This is a genomic window from Rhizobium sp. B21/90 (assembly GCF_019355815.1).
Lineage (GTDB): Bacteria > Pseudomonadota > Alphaproteobacteria > Rhizobiales > Rhizobiaceae > Rhizobium > Rhizobium rhododendri.
Window position 1 is genome coordinate 3,580,087 of the sequence record NZ_CP072162.1, and the last position, 22,627, is coordinate 3,602,713.

The 22,627-nt window shown below is 60.5% G+C and carries 23 protein-coding genes; 12 read left to right on the forward strand and 11 right to left on the reverse strand.

The window, feature by feature from the left end; translation table 11 throughout:
* Nucleotides 1–162: 162 nt before the first annotated feature.
* Both hpf and ptsN read left to right on the forward strand, forming a co-directional pair.
* Nucleotides 163–738 (forward strand): ribosome hibernation-promoting factor, HPF/YfiA family, encoded by a 576-nt coding sequence (hpf, locus tag J5278_RS17360; protein ID WP_142823841.1) that lies wholly within the window; start codon nt 163–165, stop codon nt 736–738.
* Between the two features lie 67 nt (nt 739–805).
* The gene (ptsN, locus tag J5278_RS17365; protein WP_111216405.1) at nt 806–1,270 is read left to right on the forward strand and encodes a PTS IIA-like nitrogen regulatory protein PtsN; all 465 of its coding nucleotides are present in this window, start codon (nt 806–808) and stop codon (nt 1,268–1,270) included.
* A 276-nt stretch (nt 1,271–1,546) separates the two neighbouring features.
* Here ptsN and grpE read toward each other — a convergent pair whose 3' ends face one another.
* A complete protein-coding gene (gene grpE / locus J5278_RS17370; protein WP_209182625.1) occupies nt 1,547–2,182 on the reverse strand; it encodes a nucleotide exchange factor GrpE in 636 nt (211 codons plus the stop codon).
* Between the two features lie 125 nt (nt 2,183–2,307).
* Nucleotides 2,308–3,396 (reverse strand): heat-inducible transcriptional repressor HrcA, encoded by a 1,089-nt coding sequence (gene hrcA / locus J5278_RS17375; RefSeq protein ID WP_209182624.1) that lies wholly within the window; start codon nt 3,394–3,396, stop codon nt 2,308–2,310.
* A gap of 163 nt (nt 3,397–3,559) precedes the next feature.
* Between hrcA and rph the strand changes: the two genes are divergently transcribed.
* From rph to J5278_RS17400, 5 genes are all read left to right on the forward strand, one after another.
* A complete protein-coding gene (gene rph, locus J5278_RS17380) occupies nt 3,560–4,276 on the forward strand; it encodes a ribonuclease PH (protein ID WP_111216399.1) in 717 nt (238 codons plus the stop codon).
* A gap of 16 nt (nt 4,277–4,292) precedes the next feature.
* The gene (locus tag J5278_RS17385; RefSeq protein ID WP_209182623.1) at nt 4,293–4,706 is read left to right on the forward strand and encodes a VOC family protein; all 414 of its coding nucleotides are present in this window, start codon (nt 4,293–4,295) and stop codon (nt 4,704–4,706) included.
* 12 nt (nt 4,707–4,718) lie between these two features.
* Nucleotides 4,719–5,363: an RdgB/HAM1 family non-canonical purine NTP pyrophosphatase gene (rdgB, locus tag J5278_RS17390; RefSeq protein ID WP_209182622.1), complete on the forward strand. Its 645-nt coding sequence runs from the start codon at nt 4,719–4,721 to the stop codon at nt 5,361–5,363.
* Between the two features lie 15 nt (nt 5,364–5,378).
* Nucleotides 5,379–6,578, forward strand: a complete 1,200-nt coding sequence (gene hemW / locus J5278_RS17395; protein WP_257623407.1) for a radical SAM family heme chaperone HemW — start codon at nt 5,379–5,381, stop codon at nt 6,576–6,578.
* Between the two features lie 160 nt (nt 6,579–6,738).
* Nucleotides 6,739–7,242: a cysteine hydrolase family protein gene (locus J5278_RS17400; RefSeq protein ID WP_209182620.1), complete on the forward strand. Its 504-nt coding sequence runs from the start codon at nt 6,739–6,741 to the stop codon at nt 7,240–7,242.
* Nucleotides 7,243–7,333: 91 nt separating this feature from the next.
* Here the strand turns inward: J5278_RS17400 and dnaA are convergent, their stop codons facing one another.
* The 4 genes from dnaA to mutM form a co-directional block, all read right to left on the reverse strand.
* On the reverse strand, nt 7,334–8,893 hold the full coding sequence (dnaA, locus tag J5278_RS17405; protein WP_209182843.1) for a chromosomal replication initiator protein DnaA: 1,560 nt from the start codon (nt 8,891–8,893) through the stop codon (nt 7,334–7,336).
* An 860-nt stretch (nt 8,894–9,753) separates the two neighbouring features.
* Nucleotides 9,754–10,029: a 30S ribosomal protein S20 gene (rpsT, locus tag J5278_RS17410; RefSeq protein WP_142823836.1), complete on the reverse strand. Its 276-nt coding sequence runs from the start codon at nt 10,027–10,029 to the stop codon at nt 9,754–9,756.
* Between the two features lie 204 nt (nt 10,030–10,233).
* Nucleotides 10,234–11,007, reverse strand: a complete 774-nt coding sequence (locus J5278_RS17415) for an enoyl-CoA hydratase (RefSeq protein ID WP_209182619.1) — start codon at nt 11,005–11,007, stop codon at nt 10,234–10,236.
* A 15-nt stretch (nt 11,008–11,022) separates the two neighbouring features.
* Complete coding sequence (gene mutM / locus J5278_RS17420) at nt 11,023–11,913, reverse strand: bifunctional DNA-formamidopyrimidine glycosylase/DNA-(apurinic or apyrimidinic site) lyase (RefSeq protein WP_142823834.1); 891 nt, start codon at nt 11,911–11,913, stop codon at nt 11,023–11,025.
* Between the two features lie 175 nt (nt 11,914–12,088).
* On the opposite strand from mutM, the gene ubiE reads away from it, so the two are divergent.
* The 3 genes from ubiE (at nt 12,089) to J5278_RS17435 (ending at nt 15,269) form a co-directional block, all read left to right on the forward strand.
* Nucleotides 12,089–12,865: a bifunctional demethylmenaquinone methyltransferase/2-methoxy-6-polyprenyl-1,4-benzoquinol methylase UbiE gene (gene ubiE / locus J5278_RS17425; protein WP_209182618.1), complete on the forward strand. Its 777-nt coding sequence runs from the start codon at nt 12,089–12,091 to the stop codon at nt 12,863–12,865.
* Nucleotides 12,866–12,929: 64 nt separating this feature from the next.
* The gene (ubiB, locus tag J5278_RS17430) at nt 12,930–14,504 is read left to right on the forward strand and encodes a 2-polyprenylphenol 6-hydroxylase (RefSeq protein WP_142823832.1); all 1,575 of its coding nucleotides are present in this window, start codon (nt 12,930–12,932) and stop codon (nt 14,502–14,504) included.
* A gap of 87 nt (nt 14,505–14,591) precedes the next feature.
* On the forward strand, nt 14,592–15,269 hold the full coding sequence (locus tag J5278_RS17435) for a spermidine synthase (protein WP_219258291.1): 678 nt from the start codon (nt 14,592–14,594) through the stop codon (nt 15,267–15,269).
* A 93-nt stretch (nt 15,270–15,362) separates the two neighbouring features.
* Here the strand turns inward: J5278_RS17435 and J5278_RS17440 are convergent, their stop codons facing one another.
* Both J5278_RS17440 and J5278_RS17445 read right to left on the reverse strand, forming a co-directional pair.
* A complete protein-coding gene (locus J5278_RS17440) occupies nt 15,363–15,623 on the reverse strand; it encodes a DUF2934 domain-containing protein (protein WP_209182616.1) in 261 nt (86 codons plus the stop codon).
* Nucleotides 15,624–15,755: 132 nt separating this feature from the next.
* Nucleotides 15,756–16,193 carry a hypothetical protein gene (locus tag J5278_RS17445; RefSeq protein WP_209182615.1) on the reverse strand — a complete coding sequence of 146 codons (438 nt, stop codon included), beginning with the start codon at nt 16,191–16,193 and terminating at the stop codon, nt 15,756–15,758.
* A gap of 203 nt (nt 16,194–16,396) precedes the next feature.
* On the opposite strand from J5278_RS17445, the gene J5278_RS17450 reads away from it, so the two are divergent.
* Nucleotides 16,397–17,128, forward strand: coding sequence for a response regulator (locus tag J5278_RS17450; RefSeq protein ID WP_142823828.1), 732 nt, complete (start codon nt 16,397–16,399; stop codon nt 17,126–17,128).
* Complete coding sequence (locus J5278_RS17455; RefSeq protein ID WP_209182614.1) at nt 17,125–18,396, forward strand: ATP-binding protein; 1,272 nt, start codon at nt 17,125–17,127, stop codon at nt 18,394–18,396. The genes J5278_RS17450 and J5278_RS17455 overlap by 4 nt, the downstream gene beginning before the upstream one ends.
* A 26-nt stretch (nt 18,397–18,422) precedes the next feature.
* Here the strand turns inward: J5278_RS17455 and J5278_RS17460 are convergent, their stop codons facing one another.
* The 3 genes from J5278_RS17460 to J5278_RS17470 all read right to left on the reverse strand — a co-directional run bounded on the left by J5278_RS17460 (nt 18,423) and on the right by J5278_RS17470 (nt 22,457).
* Nucleotides 18,423–18,893: a hypothetical protein gene (locus J5278_RS17460; RefSeq protein WP_209182613.1), complete on the reverse strand. Its 471-nt coding sequence runs from the start codon at nt 18,891–18,893 to the stop codon at nt 18,423–18,425.
* A gap of 387 nt (nt 18,894–19,280) precedes the next feature.
* Entirely contained in the window at nt 19,281–21,242 is a 1,962-nt protein-coding gene (locus tag J5278_RS17465; RefSeq protein ID WP_209182612.1) for a MacB family efflux pump subunit, read from the reverse strand.
* 3 nt (nt 21,243–21,245) lie between these two features.
* The gene (locus J5278_RS17470; protein WP_209182611.1) at nt 21,246–22,457 is read right to left on the reverse strand and encodes an efflux RND transporter periplasmic adaptor subunit; all 1,212 of its coding nucleotides are present in this window, start codon (nt 22,455–22,457) and stop codon (nt 21,246–21,248) included.
* Nucleotides 22,458–22,627: the final 170 nt, after the last annotated feature.

Sequence of the window (22,627 nt, forward strand, 5' to 3'; positions counted from 1 at the left end):
AGCCCGCCGCAATCGGTGCAAGGCATCACCACACACAGGAATCTCGCTTTTAAGCGCATGTCGGCGACCCAGGCTTTTTGTCAAAGATCGTGCGAAGTGCTTGGATGAGAAGGACGCTTGGCGTAAGCTGACAGGCGCAACCACTACAAAAAGGGAAACTCCATGAGTGTGCGTGTATCCGGTAAACATATGGAAATCGGCGAATCCTTCCGTCAGCGGATCGAAGAGCAGATCGATATGGCAGTCACCAAATACTTTGACGGAGGGTATTCGGGGCAGGTCACGGTGCAAAAGTCCAGCTCGCGCTTCGCGGCGGATTGCAAGCTTCATCTCGACAGCGGCGTCATCCTGCACGCGGCCGGCGAAGCGATGGATCCGCAGTTGGCCTTCGATGCCGCACAGCAGCGGATCGAGAAGCGCCTGCGCCGCTACAAGCGCCGCCTGAAGGATCACCACGCTACCAATCCGGCAGACGATGCTTTTGGTGAAGTCGCTTACACCGTGATGGACGGCATGCCGGATGAAGACCATGAGGTCGCCGAGGATTTCGCGCCCGCAATCATCGCCGAGAGCTCGAAGCAATTGAAGACGATGTCGGTTGCGTCGGCCGTTATGGCGCTCGACATGACCGACGAACCGGTGCTGATGTTTCGGAGCACCGGCAAGGAACTGAACATCGTCTATCGTCGTCATGACGGCAACATCGGCTGGATAGACGCAGCCAGCATCAAGGGCTGAGACAGCACGGAGAGCGGCGGTTCCGCCGCCGCTCTTCGGGAGCATCCCGGCACACGAGGAAAAAAGAATGGCTTTGGCAGATTTGCTGCAGCAAGATGCGATCATCCCTGCCTTGAAGGCAAATTCCAAGAAACAGTTGCTTCAGGAAATGGCGGCCAAGGCCGCCAAGCTGACGGGACTGTCGGAACGGGATATCTTCGAAGTAATCTTGCAGCGTGAACGTCTCGGTTCAACGGGCGTGGGCAATGGCATTGCCATCCCGCACGGCAAGCTGCCAAGCGTCAAGACCATCACCGGCGTCTTCGCGCGGCTGGATTCAGCCGTCGACTTCGAAGCGCTGGACGACCAGCCGGTCGATCTCGTCTTCCTGCTGCTTGCACCCGAGGGCGCCGGCGCCGACCATTTGAAGGCGCTTTCGCGCATCGCCCGCGTGCTGCGAGACCAGGATCTCGTCGCCAAGCTCAGGGCCACCGAATCAGCCTCGGCGATCTACGCGTTCCTCAACGAGGAACAGGCCTCTAACGCGGCGTGACGTTTCTCGTGCCGCGCAAAACTGCGCGGGCCTGAACCAAAGGCTCGCGCCAATCCCTACGGCTGAAATGCATCTCGGTAGGCGCATCCCAACCTCAGTTTTTTGCCTGCCACAGGCCATAAGCAATCGTGCAGCTGCGCGGTTGTAGAGCGTTGAGATGGCAAGAGATGCCCGCGTCGCCTAAAGGCATTGTCGATCCCCGCCGCGAGGGCGGGGATGAGAAGGACTGGAAAGCAGCCAATTGCCATTGAAATCTGGCATTCAGGCTGCTGCAAATCAGGCGTCTTTTTCGTCGAACGGGCTGTTGGCGCCGACTTCCACATCTACGGCCTTCGGACCCCCCTTGGCGACGCCTACCATTGCCGGGCGCAAGATGCGTTCGCCGATGCTGTAGCCATCCTGTACGACCTGCACGACAGTGTTGTTCGGCACTTCCGTGTTGGGGATCTCAAACATTGCCTGGTGGAAATTCGGATCGAATTTCTGGCCGACCGGCTCGAGCTTGCGGACGCCATGGCGCTCGAGGGTGGACAGCATCGAGCGTTCGGTCATCTCGACGCCTTCGATCAGCGTCGACAGGCCCGCATCGGCATTTTCGCGGACGTCGGCCGGGATAGCATCGATAGCGCGGCGCAAGTTGTCCGAGACAGCCAGCATATCGCGCGCAAAGCCTGCGACGGAATAGGATTTGGCATCCTTGACTTCCCGCTCGGTGCGACGACGCAGGTTGTCCATCTCTGCAGCAAGCCGCAGGTAGCGGTCACGAAGCTCGGCATTTTCGCCCTTCAGGACCTCGACGGGATCCGGCTCCGACGGCGCTGTCTCGGCAGCATCGTCCACATCAGGCGCGAACTCTTCGAGGTTCTCGTTGGGCGTTGCGTCGTGTGTATCATTGGTCGTGTCGACGATCATGACGGTCTCCGAATTGCGTGGTCTCTAGGATGTGCCCGATATCGAGGTTTGACTTCGAAAAATCAAGGCTTGCCGATGAAGAAGCGGCGATTTGCCGGCAATCGCCGCGATTGAATGGGGAGGCGCTACAATCCGTTGCGCGAAAGGCGTGAAATCAGCTGGGCGGTATAATCGACCATCGGCACGATCTTGGCGTAGTTCAGTCGCGTCGGGCCAATAACGCCGACGGCACCAACGATCTTATCGTCGCCGTCGCGGTACGGCGCAACGATCAGCGACGAGCCTGACAGCGAAAACAGCTTGTTTTCAGAACCGATGAAAATGCGCACGCCCGGGCCGGTTTCAGCCAGATCGAGCAGTTCGATCAGGCTGTCCTTCTTTTCTAGATCATCGAAGAGCATGCGCAGCCGGTCGAGATCTGCCGCATCGGCGAGGCCATCCAGCAGATTGGCACGGCCGCGGACGATGAGTTGTCCCGGCTTGCTGGCGTCGTCGTCGCCGGACCAGACAGCAATGCCACGCTCGACCAGATCCTGCGAAAGCACGTCGAGTTCGTGGCGCACGTCGTTCTTCAGGGTCTGGAGCTGCTTGCGCAACGTCGGCAGCGTCTGACCGGTCATGTGGGCGTTCAGAAAATTGGCCGCCTCCGTCAACTGCGACGACGTGATGCCGGCGGGTAGCTCGATGATCCGGTTTTCCACCTGATCGTGGTCTCCGACGAGCACGGCCAGCGCCTTGGTCGGCTCCAGGCGGATGAATTCGACATGCTTCAGGACCGGATCGCTCTTGTTGGTGATGACGATACCGGCACCGCGCGAAATGCCCGAGAGCATCTGGCTGGCTCCCGACATTACCGACTGCATCGGCTGGTCGCGGTTGCTGCCGCGGATCTGCCGGTCGATCGTGGCGCGGTCTTCGGCCGAGAGATCGCCGACCTGCATGAAACCGTCCACGAAGAACCGCAGGCCGATCTGGGTCGGCAGCCGGCCGGCGCTGATATGCGGCGAATAGATAAGGCCGAGCTCTTCGAGATCGCTCATCACGTTGCGGATGGAGGCTGGCGAGAGCGAAATCGGGAGCAGTTTCGACAGGCTGCGCGAACCGAGCGGCTCGCCATGCTCGAGGTAGCTTTCGACGATGCGACGAAAAACTTCCTTCGATCTTTCGTCGAGTGCCGAAACGGCGTCCGAAATCGACGATGTCAAAAATCCCATTTCGCCGTGGTGCCCCTACATTGATCCTTTCCAAGTATAGCTGCTCATCCCGCAATGACAAAGGAAAATGCCATCATCGGCGGCCGGCCGGCGCAGGCCGCTTTTTCTTTGCAAAAGCGGGCCGTCAATCGTAGAAGCGGTGCAACACCATCAGGAGTATAACATGCGGCCTTCAGGCAGAAAAACCGACCAGATGCGCAAGGTCTCGTTCGAGCGCAACTTCTCCAAGCACGCCGAAGGCTCGTGCCTGGTCAAGTTCGGCGATACCCATGTTCTGGTGACGGCAAGTCTTGAAGAAAAGACACCGCCATGGCTGCGCAACAGTGGCAAGGGCTGGGTGACCGCCGAATACGGCATGCTGCCCCGCGCCACTGGCGAACGTATGAAGCGCGAGGCCGCCAGCGGCAAGCAGAGCGGTCGCACTCAGGAAATCCAGCGCCTGATCGGCCGCTCGCTGCGTGCCGTTGTCGATCTGCAGGCCCTCGGCGAACGCCAGATCAGCCTCGACTGCGATGTCATCCAGGCGGATGGCGGGACCCGTACCGCGTCGATCACCGGCGCCTGGATCGCGCTGCACGACTGCCTCAAGTGGATGGAAGGCCGCAGCATGATCAAGCTCGACCGGGTCCTCAAGGATCACGTCGCTGCCATTTCCTGCGGTATCTTTGCCAGCCAGCCGGTCATCGACCTCGACTACCTCGAGGATTCCTCGGCTGAGACGGACGCCAACTTCGTAATGACTGGCTCCGGCGGTATAGTCGAGATCCAGGGCACGGCCGAAGGCAAGCCATTCTCGGAAGAAGAATTCCTGACGCTACTCGGCCTCGCCAAGAATGGCTGCACCGAGCTCGTCGCGATGCAAAAGCAGGCGATCGGCTGATCGACGGAGATACCAGATGCCCGTTGCAATAGACGGCATTCTCGAAACGGCGCTCTACGTGGACGATCTCGACGAGGCGGATAGCTTTTACGGGACGATCCTGGGATTGCCCAGGATTACCCGTCAGGGTGATCGGCATGTCTTCTTTCGCTGCGGACCCGGCGTGCTTTTGATCTTCAATCGCGCGGAAACGGTAAAGCCTGCGCCGGCGGGGGCCTTGCCGGTGCCATCCCACGGGACAGCAGGAAGCGGACATGCATGCTTTCGCGTCGCTGCCGACCAGCTTGACGGGATGGTCCAAAGCCTGACAGCCGCTGCCGTCGCCATCGAAGCCGATTTTCTCTGGCCGAACGGAGCGCGGTCGATTTACTTCCGCGACCCCGCGGGCAACAGTCTGGAATGCGCCGAACCCGGCCTCTGGGCGATCTGACAGGAATAGTGCATGCGCAAGCTCGAAACAAAGACCATCGTCGTTGCCAGCCATAATGCCGGCAAGATCCGCGAAATCGCCGACCTGATCGGCCCGATGGGGTTTGTTGCCAAATCTGCTGCCGAACTTGGCTTCATCGAACCCGACGAAACCGGCACGACATTTGAGGAAAATGCCCGCATCAAGGCTCTGGCATCGGCCAAGACCTCCGGCCTTCCGGCGCTCTCCGACGACAGCGGCCTGGTGATCGATGCGCTCGGCGGCGATCCCGGCGTCTACACCGCCAACTGGGCCGAAACAGCCGACGGCAGCCGCGATTTTGCGATGGCGATGCAGAAGGTCGAGACGGCCCTGCAGAAGGTTGGCGCAACGACGGCGGACAAGCGCAGCGCGCATTTCGTCAGCGTGCTCTGCCTCGCCTGGCCGGATGGACACACCGAGCTTTTCCGCGGCGAAGTCGAGGGCACGATCGTCTGGCCGCCGCGTGGCGAGGCCGGCTTCGGCTACGATCCGATCTTCCAGCCATCAGGCTATGACGCGACATTCGGCGAAATGACGGCGCAGGAAAAGCACGGCTGGAAGCCCGGTGACCCGGAAGCACTGTCGCACCGGGCACGCGCCTTCAAGCGCTTTGTCGAAACCGGGCTGGAAGCGTAGGATCGTCCGGTGAACATTGTCGATTCGCATAGCGCGCTTTTGCGTGACGCCCCTCTCCTGCCCGATACCGGCGAGCCCGGTTTTGGTGTCTACGTGCATTGGCCGTTCTGTGCCGCCAAATGCCCCTATTGCGACTTCAACAGCCATGTCCGTCATCAGGCGGTCGACCAGCCGCGCTTTACGGCCGCCTTTCTTAGGGAAATGGCATCGATGCGCCAGATCAGCGGCGCGAAGACGGTCACCAGCATCTTTCTCGGCGGCGGCACGCCATCGCTGATGACGCCGGAAACGGTCGGCACCATTCTCGACGGCATTGCCACCCATTGGCACGTGCCGGATGGGATCGAAATTACGCTTGAAGCCAATCCATCGAGCGTCGAGGCCGAGCGCTTTCGCGGCTATCGGGCTGCCGGTGTGAACCGCGTCTCGCTCGGCGTGCAGGCGCTGAACGACCGTGACCTCAAATTTCTCGGCCGGCTGCACAACACCGAGAATGCGCTGAAGGCCATCGGGCTCGCGCGGGACATCTTTCCGCGCATGTCGTTCGACCTCATCTACGCCCGCCCCGACCAGACGGTTGAGGAATGGGAGCGCGAACTTAAACAGGCGATGTCGTACGCTGTCGATCACCTGTCGCTCTATCAGTTGACGATCGAGGAAGGCACGCCGTTTTTTGGCCTGCACAAGGCCGGCAAACTGGTAGTGCCGGATGGCGACCAGTCGGCGCTGCTCTACGAGGCGACGCAGGAGATCACCGAGCGCGAGGGGATGCCGGCCTACGAGGTATCCAACCATGCCCGCCCCGGCGCCGAAAGCCGCCACAACCTGACCTACTGGCGCTATGGCGACTATGCGGGCATAGGCCCCGGCGCCCACGGGCGGCTGACGCAAGGCCGCGACAAGCTGGCGACGGCGACCGAGCGCAAGCCTGAAAGCTGGCTCGACATGGTCGAGCGCGACGGCCACGGCATCCTCGAGCAGGAAATGCTTGGCTACGACGAGCAGGCCGATGAACTGCTGCTGATGGGGCTCAGGCTGAAGGAAGGCATCGACCTCGTTCGATGGCGGCATTTTTCGGGCCGCGATCCCGATCCCAAGCGCGAAGAGTTCCTGCTCGAGCACGGCTTTATCGAGCGCATCGGCAATTCGCGCCTGCGCTGCACGCCGGCGGGCATGCTGATCCTGGATTCCGTGGTGGCCGATCTGGCGTGCTAAGGGATAGCCAAGCCTGATCGGGAGAAGAAACCCTTTGCCCGATAGGTCGATACCCATCTCTCCACTCCTTGACATGAACGCTACGCGCCCGCGCTACCAAAGCTGCTGAAACGTCTGGTATCCCCGAGGGATGTCTCCAGACCTGCAAAGGAATTCCAGGATGGACCGCACCCTTCTCGTCATCGACATTCAAAATGATTATTTTTCGGGAGGTGCCCTGCCCCTGTGGCAAGCGGACGAAACCGAAAGCAACATTCTCTCGGCGATAGCGAAAGCCAGGGCTGCCGGCGACAAGGTGGTGCTGGTCCAGCACATTTCGGCAGCGAGCGCCGGTCTCTTTGCAAAGGACGGGGCCGGAGCAGCCATTCGCGACAATGTCCTGAAGGCTGCAGACAATGCGCCTGTCGTCATCAAAAGCAGTGCAGATGCCTTTCAGGATACCGACCTTGCCGGACATCTAGACGGCACTGACGAGCTACTGATCTGCGGAATGATGACGCAGAACTGTGTCGTCTTCACCGCGATGTCGAGGGCTGCAGACGGAATGGTGGTGAAGGTGATCGGCGATCTCTGCACCGCGCCCACCGAAACCGTTCACCGTATCGCGCTCAACGCGCTCGGTTCAAAACTTCCGGTGCTGGTCGCCGCGGACGTTTGGAAATGATGACGGAGAACGCTTGGCAACGTCCAAGAGCGTATCTTACAACAGAACGGCCGGCTTTCGCCGGCCGTTTCGATTTATGCCGCCTAGATGACTATTCGTTGATCAGGCGCTTCAGCAGCTCGATCTCATGCGACAGCTTGGTGTCGCCGGAGATCAGTTCCTCGATCTTGCGCACGGCGTGCAGCACGGTCGTGTGATCGCGTCCGCCGAAGCGACGGCCGATTTCCGGGAATGAACGAGGTGTCAGGGTCTTTGCCAGATACATGGCGATTTGGCGCGGCTTGACGATGACTCGGGTACGGCGATTGGAGACCAGCTCCTGGCGCGACACATTGTAATGACGGGCGACAACGCGCTGGATGTCTTCGATGCGCACACGACGCGGCTCGCCGGACCCTACCAGGTGAGCAAGAAGCTCGTCGACGCGCTCGACAGTCAGGTTCGGCTCGAAGGAGCGGCGGAAAACCAGCTGGTTGAAGGCGCCTTCCAGCTCGCGGCCGCTGGCGGTGACGCTGCGGGCAACGTGCGACAACAGTTCTGCCGGGATTTCAAGCGACGGGTCCTCGACCTGGGCAGCGGCCAGCCGCCGATTGAGGATCTCGAGGCGCATCTCGTAATCCGGTGCTTCCAGTTCGATGGCAACGCCGCCCTGCAGGCGCGAACGGACGCGGGGATCGAGCGATTCAAGTTCCCAGGGAGCGCGGTCGGCGGCAACGACGACCTGCTTGGCACTGTCGAGAAGCATATTCAGCAGATGGCAGAATTCGTGCTGGATCATCTTGCCCTGCAGGAACTGCATGTCGTCGATGATTAGAAGGTCGATGTTGCGCAGCGAATCCTTGAGGGTCAGCGCATCATTGTCGCGGATTGCGGTGGCAAAGCGCCACATGAAGTATTCCGCCGTCAGGTAAACGACCCGGAGGGCGCGCGGATTGCGCACGGCAGCGTTGGCGATCGCCTGCAGCATGTGGGTCTTGCCGAGACCGACGCTCGAATGCAGGAACAGCGGGTTGAAGCGCACGGCACCGGCACCGGCTTCCGCGATGGTTTCGGCTGCGGCCAGCGCGATCCGGTTGGAACCGCCTTCGACGAAGGTGTCAAACGTGTAGCGAGGATCGAGCGGCGAACCGAAGAGCGGTGTGCCGAAGCTCGGCGTGCGGGCAGCGCCAGCGGCATTGACAGCCTGGGCGACGGCCTGGCCTGCCGCCTGGGCGGTCTGGCGGCGCATCGGGGCCACGGCGCCCGTATCTGGCACGACGACCTGCTCGTCAGCCGCAGGGGCCTTTGTGCCATGCCGCTGGGCGGTACGGACAAGAATTTCGACCTTGAGGATTTCGGCATCTTCAGCCTGGAACAGGCTTGTGATCATATCCAGGTAGCGGTTGTTGATCCATGACTTCAGAAACGTGGTCGGTACCGTCAGGCGGACGACACTCTTCGACACCGAATGCAGCTTGAGACGGGCAAACCAGCTGGCATAAACGTCGGCACCGACCTGCGCCTTCAAACGTGCGCTCACACGCTCGAACAGTACACTATGCTTCATGTCTGCTTTGTCTCCCGCCACTTCAAGGCAAACCGAGCTCAACGCCTGCTGCGCACCGTCGCCGCTTTTCGCCAGTGCACCGGTCGTCATCGTATTCATCTGCATTTCGCCGCCTTCCAGAATCTCGTCATGTCGGGCGAAGGAACGCCGCCCGATATTATCTCGTCTGATGGCGGGGTCCGGCTCGCACTGAGTCATCGCATCGCGCATCGTTTATTCTCCACAGCTCCTCATAGAGCCAGCGCAAGACCTGTGACGAACACCGCACTCAAGCGGCCCCCGTCTTCGATCGTCTCGCCCAAGCGCAGTCTCTCGGTCCTCGCTTACCGACCGACCCGCCAGAGTGGCTGTTCAATCTTGTCACAGCTCCTGACAATCCGGCATATGGACCGTGCCATCAGGACACACGTCGGCCGTCAGGAGACATTGCTGTCATCTTGTCCGAACGCGTCAACTTTATGAAAAAACGGAAACTAACGCTCCGCCACAAGAAACAAAACTATCCACCCTGCCTGAACTGGCAGCGTTCGCCAAAGCCGTTTCGGATTAAGCCGTGCCCCTTGTTGGAAATCATTTAGGCAGGATCGGCTGCCAAGATCAACGGGCATTTTTGCGCTTGTCGGAGGGTTTGCCATTGACTCCGGGAGCCAATTTTGGCTGTCACGCCCCTGTCAAAAAAGAATCGCTTTTGAATCAAGGGGATTCACCTCTGATGCAAATTCGACACGTCTGGAATCAAAAAAAATAATAAAGTTCTTGACTCAGTGAGCGGCGGAATTTGTCAGAAAAAGCCGCAATTCACCTTATGCAATTGAGCCAAGCCTCTGATTTACAACTTCTTTTCGTGTCACAGGAAAGACATTAATCAGACATGCTGCCGTCATCAGGCGGTGGAAAAAATCCGAATCCAAAAAGCCCGGCTAAGGACCGGGCTTGGAGCTAAACGCTGCAATCGTTACTGTAATTTAAGCGGCAGGAGCCGACAGAGCCTTAACACGCTTGGCAAGACGCGAGACTTTGCGCGATGCCGTGTTGGCCGGTACCACGCCCTTGCTGGCAGCGCGTGCCAGTTCTGGTTCGACAGCCTTGAAGGCTGCAGTTGCCAGAGCCACGTCGCCGGAAGCGATTGCTTCTTCGATCTGGCGAACGAAAGTACGAACGCGCGAACGGCGCGCCTTGTTGACGTCTGTGCGGCGAGCGATCTTGCGGGTCGCCTTTTTTGCCGAGCTTGTATTGGCCATGTATGCCTCTCTAGAATTCGAACAAAGTCCCGTCACCGTCGTGCCGGACCGTGTGGTCCTGTCATCCAGCAATGCGGGAGCAATCGCGGAAAACCAGATAGGCTTTCCAAACTGTGGCGGGCATATAGCCTTAAAGCGGAGGTCCGTCAACGCGGTTTCGCCAAAAACCAATCAGCAGCGCGTTTTCCACCGGCGCTTTTAGCATCAGCGGTTTTTGAACATTGGCTTACGCTTGGCAACGAAAGCCGCCATGCCTTCCTTCTGGTCTTCGGTGGCAAAGAGGCTCTGGAACAGGCGACGCTCGAAGCGAAGTCCTTCCTCCAGTGTCGTTTCCAAGGCGCGGCCGACAGCCTCCTTGGCCATCAGCACGGAAGGACGCGAATGCGAGGCAATCTTCGCAGCGGCTTTGAGCGCTTCTTCCACGAGCGCCTCGGCCGGTACAACGCGCGCCACCAGCCCCGACCTTTCGGCCTCAGCCGCATCCATCATCCGGCCGGTCAACACCATGTCCATGGCCTTGGCCTTGCCGACAGCCCGCGTCAGGCGCTGGGAGCCGCCCATGCCGGGGATGATGCCGAGCGTGATCTCGGGCTGCCCGAATTTTGCAGTCTCGGCGGCGATGATGAAATCGCACATCATTGCGAGCTCGCAGCCTCCGCCCAGCGCAAAGCCGCCAACGGCCGCGATCACCGGCTTGCGTGCCTTGGCGATCTCGTCCCAGCCGCCCAGGAAGTCGCTCTTGTAGACATCGACGAAGTCCAGCGACTGCATCTCCTTGATATCGGCGCCGGCGGCGAAGGCCTTGTCCGAGCCTGTCAGGACGATGGCACCGATGGCGTCGTCCGCGTGGAAAGCCGCATAGGCTGTCTTCAACTCCGAGAGCATGGTCAAATTCAGCGCGTTCAGCGCCTGCGGGCGATTGAGCCTGATCAGGCCGACGGCGTCGTGGGTTTCGACGATCAGGGTTTCATAGGCCATCGACATCTCCTCGCATCATTTCTGGCAGGTGGCACAATAGAAGGTAGAGCGGCCGGCCTGGACTATTCGGCCGACCTTACCGCCGCAGCCCTCTGTCCGGCAAGCCTCGCCTTCCCGGTCGTAGACAGAAAAGGAATGCTGGAAATAGCCGAGCGAACCGTCCGTTTGGATATGATCGCGCAGCGACGACCCTCCGGCAGCGATCGCATCGGCGATGACGTCACGTATGCAGGCCACCAGCCGCACCAGCGTCTCGCGCGGCTTGCCGGTCTTTGTCGACAATGTTCCGCTGGCACGCAAAGGCGACAGGTGAGCCCGCCAGAGAGCTTCGCAGACATAGATATTGCCGAGGCCGGCAATCGTTTTCTGGTCGAGCAGCGCGCCTTTCAGCGGCTGGGCCTTGCCGGAAAACCGCTTTGCCAGCCCTTCCGGGCTCAGCGCATTGCCCGTCGGCTCGGGACCGAGATCACGGAAAAAAGGGTGTGCAGCCATCTCCGCCCGGGCAACGATATCCATGAACCCGAAACGCCGTGGATCGTTGTAGACGACACGCATGGCTTCGCCATTGCGCGCCAGATGGAAGATGACGTGATCGTGAACCTCGTTCTTGGAGCGCGGGTGGTGAAAGTCGCCGGGCGTAACGGCCGCCTCCCCAGCCTCTATGCGGAACGAGCCGGACATGCCGAGATGGGCGACGACGGTCATGCCGTTGTCAAGATCGATCAACAGATACTTGGCGCGGCGCGAAAGGGATGCGATCCGCTGGCCCGCTATGGATGCTGCAAATTCTAGCGGAAACGGAAAGCGCAGGTCGCCCCGGCGCAGCTCCAGCCGCTCTATCACTGCCCCTTCCATCGCCGGGGCAAGGCCACGCCGCACGGTTTCGACCTCTGGTAATTCGGGCATGACAATCCATCTTCAGGTGTGACCAGCAGCAGCAGGGACCGCGACCAAATGCGCTTTGCTTTCCAGCGGCCATGTTCTAAACCAACGACAACGTGCCGTGGCATCAGCCAGTCAGATAGCGTGGCACCAGCATTTTCGCCACAGCCGGCGGCGATTTAGATAAGGGAGTTGAGTGATGGCAAAGAGCCGCACCGCCGCCGATGGCGGCATGGAGACATCCTACGGATTTCGCGACGTGGCTGAAGGCGAAAAGCAAGCCCTCGTCAACGACGTGTTCCACAAGGTCGCCAAACGCTACGACGTCATGAACGATGTCATGTCTATGGGCCTGCACCGCGCCTGGAAAGACGCGATGATTTCAGCCCTTCATCCGCGCAAGGACGCGACCTACAAGGTGCTCGATGTTGCTGGCGGCACGGGCGATATCGCCTTGCGTATCGTTGAGGCATCCGGCAAGCTGGCCCACGCTACCGTGCTCGACATCAATGGCTCGATGCTGGCGGTCGGCGCCGACCGCGCCGAAAAAAAGAAGATTTCGGAGAACCTGACTTTCGTCGAAGCCAACGCCGAGGACCTGCCGTTCGAAGACAACAGTTTTGACGCCTATACGATCGCCTTCGGCATCCGAAACGTGCCGCGCATCGACGTGGCGTTGAAGGAAGCCCACCGGGTGTTGAAGCGCGGCGGCCGGTTGCTGGTGCTGGAATTTTCCGAGGTCGACCTGCCCTTGCTCGACAAAGTCTACGACGCATGGTCGTTCAACGCCATTCCGCGCTTTGGAAAGGCCATTACCGGCGAGGCCGAGCCCTATCAGTACCTGGTGGAGTCGATCCGCAAGTTTCCCAACCAGCAGGACTTTGCAACGATGATCCGCCAGGCCGACTTCAGTCGCGTCACCTTTACCAACTACACCGGCGGCATTGCGGCACTGCATTCCGGCTGGAAGCTCTAGGCATGGGGCGGACAGAGGTCCAGAAGCTGGCGCTGCCCGGCGCAGCAGACAGAGAAACAACAGCATGAGCTCTTTCGGCGGATATTTTGGCCTGATCCGGGTTGGCTGGGTCCTGGTGCGGGAAGGCGTTGTCGAGGCCCTACCCTCCGAAGGCTTGCCGCCATCGGTCAGCCTCGCCAAGTCCTTCGTGGCGCTGTTTGCCCGCCGCCGCTCGAAAACCAAGGCGCGCAGCGACAGGCTTTCTAAGGCAGTCGAGCGGCTCGGACCTTCCTATGCGAAAATCGGCCAGTTCCTGGCAACGCGGCCGGATGTCGTCGGTATCGAATTTGCCAATGACCTTTCGCAGCTTCAGGACAGCATGGCGTTCTTTCCGATGGCCGCCGCCAAGGCCAATATCGAAGGCTCGCTGGGCCGGTCGCTCGACGATCTCTATGCCAGCGTCGGCGAACCGATTGCCGCAGCCTCGATCGCACAGGTGCACCCGGCCGAGGTGAGGACGGCCGATGGCCTTCGCAAGGTGGCGATCAAGGTCATACGGCCGGGCGTGCGCCAGCGCTTCGCCAACGATATCGCCGTCATGTATCTGGTGGCAGGCTTGCAGGAACGGTTCGTCCCCTCGAGCCGGCGGCTGCGCCCTGTCGAGGTGACGAAGGCGCTGGAGCAGACGACCAGGGTCGAGATGGACCTCCGGCTGGAAGCCTCGGCACTGTCGGAAATTGCAGAGAACACCGCAGGCGACGAAGGCTTCCGCGTCCCGAAAGTCGATTGGGAGCGCACCGGTCGCGACGTCATCACCATGGAGTGGATCGATGGCATCAAGATGTCCGATGTCGATGCGCTGCGCGCTTCCGGACATGATCTCAACCGCCTTGCAGACACGCTTATCCAGTCGTTCCTGCGCCACACGCTGCGCGATGGCTTTTTCCATGCCGACATGCATCCAGGCAATCTCTTCGTCGATCCGCAGGGCATCATCGTTGCCGTCGATATGGGAATCGTCGGTCGTCTGGGCAAGAAGGAACGGCGGTTCCTCGCGGAAATCCTCTACGGGTTCATCACCCGCGATTACCTGCGCGTCGCCGAAGTGCATTTCGAGGCGGGTTATGTACCGGCCCACCACAACACGGAGAGCTTCGCCCAGGCGATCCGAGCCATCGGCGAGCCTATCCATGGCCAGCCGGCAGAAACGATCTCGATGGGCAAGCTGCTGACCCTGTTGTTCGAGGTGACCGAGCTGTTCGACATGGAAACGCGACCCGAACTGGTGATGCTGCAGAAGACCATGGTCGTGGTCGAGGGCGTCTCCCGCATGCTCAATCCGCGCTTCAATATGTGGAAGGCGTCGGAGCCCGTCGTCGGCGAATGGATCCGCAACAATCTCGGTCCGAAACGCATTATCGGCGACCTGCAGGATGCCTTGAAGGCCGGGGTCAAACTGGCCGAGGCCGTGCCCGAAATCGCCGCCAAGACCGAGCTGTTCCACCGGCAGCTGCTGGCCATGAGCCAGAACGGATTGCGCTTCGACAACGAGACCGCCGAGGCGATCGGCAAGGCTGAGGCGCGCCACACGCGGTCTGGTCGCCTGGCCCTCTGGCTGATCGCGCTGACGCTGATCTACATTGCCTGGAAACTGAGCTAGCGAGCGGCCTGGCTGAGCAGCTGCGACGCCGTAGCCGGACGCCGGCATCGCTGACCATCAACGCGACCAACATCGAAGAGCCGCCCTGTGATCCCATGGACCCTGCTTGATACCGCATCCATCCCCAACGGTGGCGGCGAGCTGCGGCTGAAGCAACGAGGCCGGGAGTTCTCGATCATGCTCGGCAGCAACGAACTGATGAACAGCAGGCTCAGCGGCTCCGAAGAAGCCCTGGCAACACTTGCCTGCGAGAGGATTGCCGCTCGGCCGTCGCCGCACCTGCTGATCGGCGGGCTCGGCATGGGGGTCACATTGCGGGCGGCACTGGGTGCGATCGGCAGCGATGCCCGGGTGACCGTGGCGGAGCTTGTGCCGGCCGTGGTCGCATGGGCACGCGGCCCGATGGCAGAGATTTTCTCCGGAAGCCTCGACGATCCACGCGTTGCGGTCCACGAGGGAGATGTGGCCGCCGCTATCCAGAGCGGCCGCGAGAGCTACGACGCCATCCTGCTCGACGTCGACAACGGCCCGGATGGGTTGACTCACGCGGCCAATGACGGGTTATACAATAGGAAGGGCTTGCTCGCCGCCCGTGACGCCCTGCGCCCCGGCGGTGTTCTTGCAGTGTGGTCCTCTGGTCCCGACACGCGTTTTACCAAACGGCTGCGGGACGCGCGGTTTTCTGCGGAAGAAGTAGCCACGCGCGCTAACGGCAAACGTGGCGGCGCCCGCCATATGATCTGGATAGCCGTCAAATCGCAGTAGGAGCTGGTTCGACGGGAGAGGCGCAATGATAGATCATTAGCCGGCATTCAATCGCATGGCGCGACGGCGCCGGAGCCCCTCATCGCCGCCTGTTTAGGACTTCTTTTTGCGGCTGGCTTTGGGTTGTGTAGCGCCATTGCCGTGGCGGGCACTAGCGGCCGCTGGCTTTTTGATGGTAGCTTCGGCGCTATCGGGAAGCGTCATTGCGTTGGCATCTTCCGCCGGGATATCTGCGTTCGAGATTTCCTGCCAAGCCTGTAGCCAGTGGCGCATGTCTTCACCCTGGGGGCGTCCCTGCTCTTCCCAGATGCTGTACGCGCGGTCCCTGATCTGCTGTTCGCGGTCGTCTTGCATAGTCATTTCCTCCTCTTGGCAAAAACTGCCTCTCGGCAGCGATAAACCAAAAGGACGGGAAGAAGTTCCCGGATCAACGGTTTTAGGACCGGATACGCAGATCACTGACCGGCAACGAGCGATACAAAAAACCTACCTTGCCGAGGCCAGAGACCGGTCGTCCACGTCCTGCTGGCCAATCGGCCGCTGCCCGATGTGCGCAAAAGGTGCCGTGCGGATCTTGCAAAGCCTGATCTCGTCGGCCAGCGTCTCGAGAGCTTCTATCAGCCGCATACGGCTCTGCTCCACAAGGCTGTCATCGGCTTTGCGCGGGCTGAACGTACCCATAGCGCGAACGAAAGCATGGGATGCGTCGCAAACCATCGGCAGGCACTCCTCGACATAGATGTCGATTTCGATCCGATGCAGGCTGCTTGCCAGATAACGCAGCACCAACGCCGGCAACTCCCTGGCAGAGGAGCCGCTTGCCGTCCGGATCCGGGAGCAGAGGTCAACGAGATCGGCGTCGCCATTGGAAACATGGCTGACATGGCCAAGTGACGTGTCTGAAAGATCGTGGGAATGGCGCATTTCCGCTCCTTGATTCGCTTCTATGGTGCAGACGCTAACCATGGCGTGTGAACGGCACCTTTCCCTAGATGTCTGAACTTTTCTCGCAAAAGGATTTTTTGTGAACCTGGCCGTCCCTGCTATTTTCTGGCTGGCCGCAGTTGTCGATGCCCTTCTCATACCGCCCGGTTTGTATAAAGCTTTGCTGAACTGGATTTTTGATCATGAACAACAATGCTTCCCCCGACATCCTCATCGTCGACGACGACCATGAAATCCGGACGCTGCTCAGCCGTTATCTCGAAGAGCAGGGGTTCAGGGTATCGACGGCCGGCGATCTGCGCGGCTGTAACGAGGCGATGAGCCGCCGCACCCCCGATCTGCTGGTTCTCGACGTCATGCTGCCGGATGGCTCTGGGCTCGACCTTTGCCGCGATCTCTGGGGCCGACGGCCGCGGGTGCCGGTAATCCTGCTGACGGCGCTGAAGGAAGATATCGACCGGATTCTCGGCCTGGAGATTGGTGCCGACGACTATCTCGGCAAGCCTTTCAATCCACGCGAGCTGGCCGCACGCATCCGCGCCGTGTTGCGCCGTTCCAACGACGAAGCAGAAACCGAGCCCCAGCGCCAGAGTTACGAGTTCGCAGGCATGAAGCTCGATCCGCAGTTGCGGCGCGTCACCCGGGACACCGGCGAGATCATCGGCCTGACCGGCGCCGAGTTCGACCTGCTGAAGGCATTCCTGGAGCGTTCCGGGCGCCTTCTGTCACGTGACCAACTGCTCGATGTCACCCAGGGCCGTGACCGCGATCCGGCCGACCGGTCGATCGACGTTTTGATGAGCCGCCTTAGGCGAAAACTCGGCGAGACGCCGGAGATGCCGATTTTCCGAACGATCCGCAACGGCGGCTACCAGCTCGTCGTTCCGGTGACAGCCGTAAAGGGCGAGGCATGAAATCGCTCGGTACGCGCCTTGCACTGCTGCTGGTAACCGCCATCGTGCTGGTCGTCATAACCTCGTCGCTGGCCGCAGCGCTTGTCATGCGTGGGCCCAGGCCTGAGGAGACCATGGACCCCGTGGCGCGGCAGATGCACTGGCTTGCCAATGTCGCCGAGCATAACGCCGAAGAAGCGGCATCCCGCGGCATGGTGATCTCTGATGAACCTGCCGCAGGTGAGCGCGATGAGCGCTTTTCCAATTTCCTGACGGAAGGACTGAGCCGTACCGGCGACCCGCTGGAAGCCTTCGTCACCAGACAGGATGAGACAGCCGGCACAACGGCATCGATCAAGCTTGCCAGCGGAAAATGGCTACTGGTGCCGATGCCGAATTTCGGCCCGCCGCCTGGCGGCTGGAAAATTCTCATCGGCTGGCTCAGCCTCATCGTCGCCGGCAGCGTCGTGATCTCCATCGTCGCCGCCTCGAAAATCATCAAACCGTTGCGCCTGCTGGAGAAAGTGCTGGGCGAGATCGGCCCGGATGGAACGCTGCCGCATGTACCGGAAACAGGTCCTGGCGAAATCCGCGTGACGGCGCAGGTGCTGAACCGGTTGTCGGCCAAGGTCAAGCGCGCCACGGAAAGCCGCATGCGGCTGGTCGCTGCAGCCGGCCATGACCTTAGAACGCCGATGACCCGGATGCGCTTGCGTGCCGAGTTCATCGCCGACGATATCGAGCGCCGGAAATGGCTTGCCGACCTGGAGGAACTCGACCAGATCGCCGACAGCGCGATCGGCCTCGTACGGGAAGAAGTCAATCACGACAGCCTTCAGGACATCAGGCTGGATCTTGTCGTCACGGATATCGTCGACGAACTGGCGGCAATCGGCATGGATGTCTCGGTGGCAACGACAGAGCAGACGATTGTGCGTGTCGGGCCGCTGGCCCTGACGCGGGCGCTAAGAAACCTGCTGATCAATGCTGCTACCCACGGTGAATCCGCCACCGTTTCGGTGACCGCGACCAATGGCATTGCCAAGGTCGAGATCAACGATACAGGCTCGGGCATTCCCGAGGAGCGACTGAGCCAGGTGTTCGAGCCATTCTTCCGGATCGACATCGCCCGGCAGAAATCCTTCCCTGGCGCGGGGCTCGGGATGGCAATCGCCAAGGAAATCATCTCCCGCTTCGATGGCGAGATTGCGGTTCGCAACAGAACCACAGGCGGCCTTGCTCAGGTGATCACATTCAAGGCGGCCGCCTTACAGGAGGCGCAGTCCTAGGGCTTGCTGCCCCACACACTGCCATTTCAGACGTAGGCCGTGCGCTGGCCGAAGCTTGTATCGGCGGTGAAGTTGGTGGTGCCTATACGGTCGCTTTCGCCGGACATCGGCGACGATGCCTCGTCATCCGCGCTGGTGCTGTTTGCCGTTGCACTATCGGACGGTGTTGCCTTGGCGGACGCAACAGATTGAGCCGGACCCGCAGTAGCGGATGACTGTGTGCCGCCAGATTTGCCGCCAGCAGCCGTGCCGGACTGCGCGCTTGCGGTGGCTGCGGCCTCGATCTTGTCGAGCTTTGCCTGCAATGTCGCGATATCCGCTTTCAACGCGTTGGCATCGTCGGCATCCTTGGTATCGGCTAGCTCCGTTTTCTTGGCCGCGATCTGCGCCTTGATGGTCGTCTCGTCGCTCGCGCCGGTAGACGAGGAGGAAGACGAAGAAGACGTCGTTGATGCCGTAAAGAGCGAGATTGTGGAACTCGAGACCGCGCTGACCATGATGCTACCCCCGTGATGAATTGAGACATCACGTTCGCGCGCGTTCAATTAAGCGGTGGTAAACGGCCCGTTTTGGCTCCTTTGCAACCGCACTTTCGACGCGCCTCAGGATATTGATTATTAGTAATTTAAATCAATTACTTAACCAACTGAGATAGCTGTCATGAACGCATGTCGGGTCAACAGTAAAAGAGGCGGGCATATTGAGACACCAATTTCCGCAGAATGACCTTCTTTCAGCAATGCTTGGAAATGTTTCTGCCGCGCAGTGCTGTAAATTTTGGTGGTTCGCTGCTTCCTGATTAGCATCGATCGGCCAGCTTCGTCACCATGCCCCACATCTTGGCGAAGCTGGCTTTTCCCCTTGAAAGCCACAGACACTTCGCGTCAATCGCGCGCCAGCGCCGCGACAGGATCCAGCAGCGAGGCGTTGCGCGCCGGCATGAAGCCGAACACCACGCCGATCAGGCATGAAAAGCCGATCGCCAGCAGGATCGAGCCATCGGAATAGATCAGCGAGAAATTGGTACTGATCGCATTGAAGACCGCGCCGAAGGTCATCGCGGTGGCAATGCCTAACGCGCCGCCGAGCGCACAGACAATCACGGCTTCGATCAGGAATTGCTGGAGAATATCCTTGCGCCGGGCGCCGACGGCCATCCGCACGCCGATTTCACCCACCCGCTCGGACACCGACACCAGCATGATATTCATTACCCCGATACCGCCGACGAGCAGGGAAATGACGGCGATGGCCGCCACCAGCAGCGTCAGGGTCTCGGCCGTGGCGGTGATCGTCTTGCGGATGTCGTCCGTATTCAGAATGGAAAAGTCCTGCGCCGCGTGGCGACGTTTCAGAAATTGCGTGATGGCATCCTCGGCAACCGAGCTTGATGCATCGTCGGACACCCGCACGGTGATGCTGCGCAGCGACATATCGCCGAGGAAGCGTGCCTGGACGCTGGTATAGGGCAGATAGACCGACAGGTTGTCGCTGGAGCCGAACCCGCCCTGCTGCATGGCAATGACGCCGATGACGCGGATCGGCGTCTTGCCGACCAGTATGATCTGGCCTACCGGATCGAGCCCGGTATTGTCGAACAGCGACGATGCGGTATTCTGGTCGATGACGGCGTTCTGGGTAATGTCCCGCACATCCCTGTCATCGAAGAACCGGCCTTTCGTCAGCTTCGAGCCCTTGGCTACAAAATACTGGTCGCCGACGCCGTTCACCAGGGCATTGGCCTCCTTGGCGCCGAACCGAACGGTGGTGCTGGTCGAAACCGTGGGCGTCACCGCTGCGACATAGCTCAGCTGCTTCAACGCGTTGGCATCCGAGACCACCAGGGTCTTGATGCGACCTGCGCGGGGATCGCCAAAACCCTTGCCCGGAAATATCTCCAGCGTGTTGGTGCCGAGGCCACTGATATTGGAAAGCACCTTCTGCTGCGTTCCCTGCCCCAGAGCGACGACGCAGACGACCGAGGCAATGCCGATGATGATGCCGAGCATAGTCAGGAAAGTCCGCAAGCGGTGCACCTTGAGCGCCAGGATCGCCATGATGAAGGCTTCGCGCAAACTGGCGAGGCCAGCCCGCCAGCCCGGGCCGGATTGCGGCGCTGGTCTCACCATCGCGGATACAGGGCCGGTCGGCAACGCGGCTTTTTCCGAAGGACGATCGGCGACGATGCAGCCGTCGGATATTTCTATGATCCGGTGGGCATGGGCCGCGACCGACATGTCGTGGGTGACGATGATGACCGTATGTCCTTCGGCATTCAACTCGTTGAGAATGCGCAGGACATCTTCACCGCTCTGCCTGTCGAGCGCGCCGGTGGGCTCGTCGGCGAGGATGACGTTGCCGTTGTTCATCAACGCCCGCGCGATAGAGACACGCTGCTGCTGGCCGCCGGAAAGCTGGCCGGGCCTGTGACCGAGACGATCTCCAAGACCAAGCCGCACAAGCAGTTCCCGCGCGCGGATGCTGCGCGCAGATGACTGGCCGGCGTAGATGGCCGGGACTTCGACATTGCCGAGAGCGGTCAGTTCGGACAGCAGGTGATAGCGCTGGAAGATAAACCCGAAATGCTCGCGGCGCAGCTTCGACAGAGCATCGCTGTCGAGCGTTTGCGTCGATTGGCCGGCGACGGCATATGTCCCCGACGTCGGCCTGTCGAGCAGCCCCAGAATGTTCATCAGCGTCGACTTGCCGGATCCCGAGGGACCGACAATGGCGATCATCTCGCCCTCTTCGATCGACAGGTTGATCTCCTTGAGGACGCTGATCGTGCTGTCGCCCGAACTGTAGTCACGCCTGAGATCGGTTAGCCGGATGATTGGCTCGGCCATGGCCTAAAGTCCCATCGGTGGCGGCCCGCCCATTTTCGTCGTCGCCTGGGTGGCACTTCTCTCGCCGACGACGACCCGCTCGCCCTCCGACAACCCGGACTGGACCTCGGCGCTGACATTGTTGTTGAGACCGATCTTCACCTTGCGCATCGACGTCGAATTGTCGGCTGCGGCGACCTGCACATCGTACTGGCCATCCGCGCCTATGGCGCCCAAGGCTGCTGAAGGTATGGTGAGGACGCCCCGCGCCGAGCCCAGCACGATGTGAACCTCGGCGGACATGTAGGTCCGGAAGCGGCCGTCGGGATTGGGAACATCAAAGATGCCGTTGTAGTAGATCGCAGAGGTCGATGTCGACGAAGTGGTGGACGAACTCGATGTCGTGCTCGACGAACTGATGCTGCTGTCGCTGGTGATCGATTCAGGAGCCGGCTCTATAGATTGCAGTACCGTGCGGTGGATCGTTCCGGGATCGCCGAGGATAGTAAAGTCGATCGCCTGGCCGACCTTGACCTTGACGACATCGGCCTCCGAAATTTCGGCCCGCACCGTCATCGTCTGCAATTGGCCGAGAATGACAATGGTCGGAGCCGACTGTGCAGCGTTGACTGTCTGGCCCTGCTGATTGACGATCGCCAGAACGGTGCCATCCATCGGCGCGGTGATATGGGTATAGGCAAGGTTGGCTTCTGCTGTCTCGACGGCGACTTGGGCAGAGGTTATCTGGGCATCGAGAGCTGCGATCTCGGCGGTCGTTTTCTTGACGGTTGCTACGGCGCTGTCGAGGTCCGACTTAGGACCGGCCTGCTTGGCAAATATCGCTTGCTGGCGCGTAAGGGTTATCTCGGCGTTTTCGAGATCAGCTTCGCTCTCGTCGCGCTGCGCCTTGACGTTGGCAAGGGAGGCCTGCGCCGTGCGAAGTTCGTTTCTTTGGGTGACGGAATCGATCTCGGCAACCAGCGCACCTTTCTGGACCGTATCACCAAGCTTGACATTGAGGGCGGTGATGCGGCCGGAAACCTGCGCGCCGACGGCTACCATCTGCGCTGGCTTGAAGGTGCCAGAAGCAAGAACTGTCTCCTCGACATCGCCGCGCGTGACGGCTGCCGCGATGAAAGACGGTCCGTCGGCCGCAAACAGCCGGCCGCGAAAAACAAAGACTACCGCAGCGACGACCAGCAGCGGCAGGAGCACGAATAAAAGTGCACGGTGCATCAGGAATTCTCCCCGTCGAAGTCAAAGGCGGGACAGGCAGGCTGCAGCAATCGGATCATCAAACTCTCCATTGCGCCGGGCATAACATCCATCGGCGAACGGCGTTTTTCCGAATATTTCCAAAAGTGTCCGGACTGGTATTTTTTAGGGATGCCGCCTGTTTCATGCGA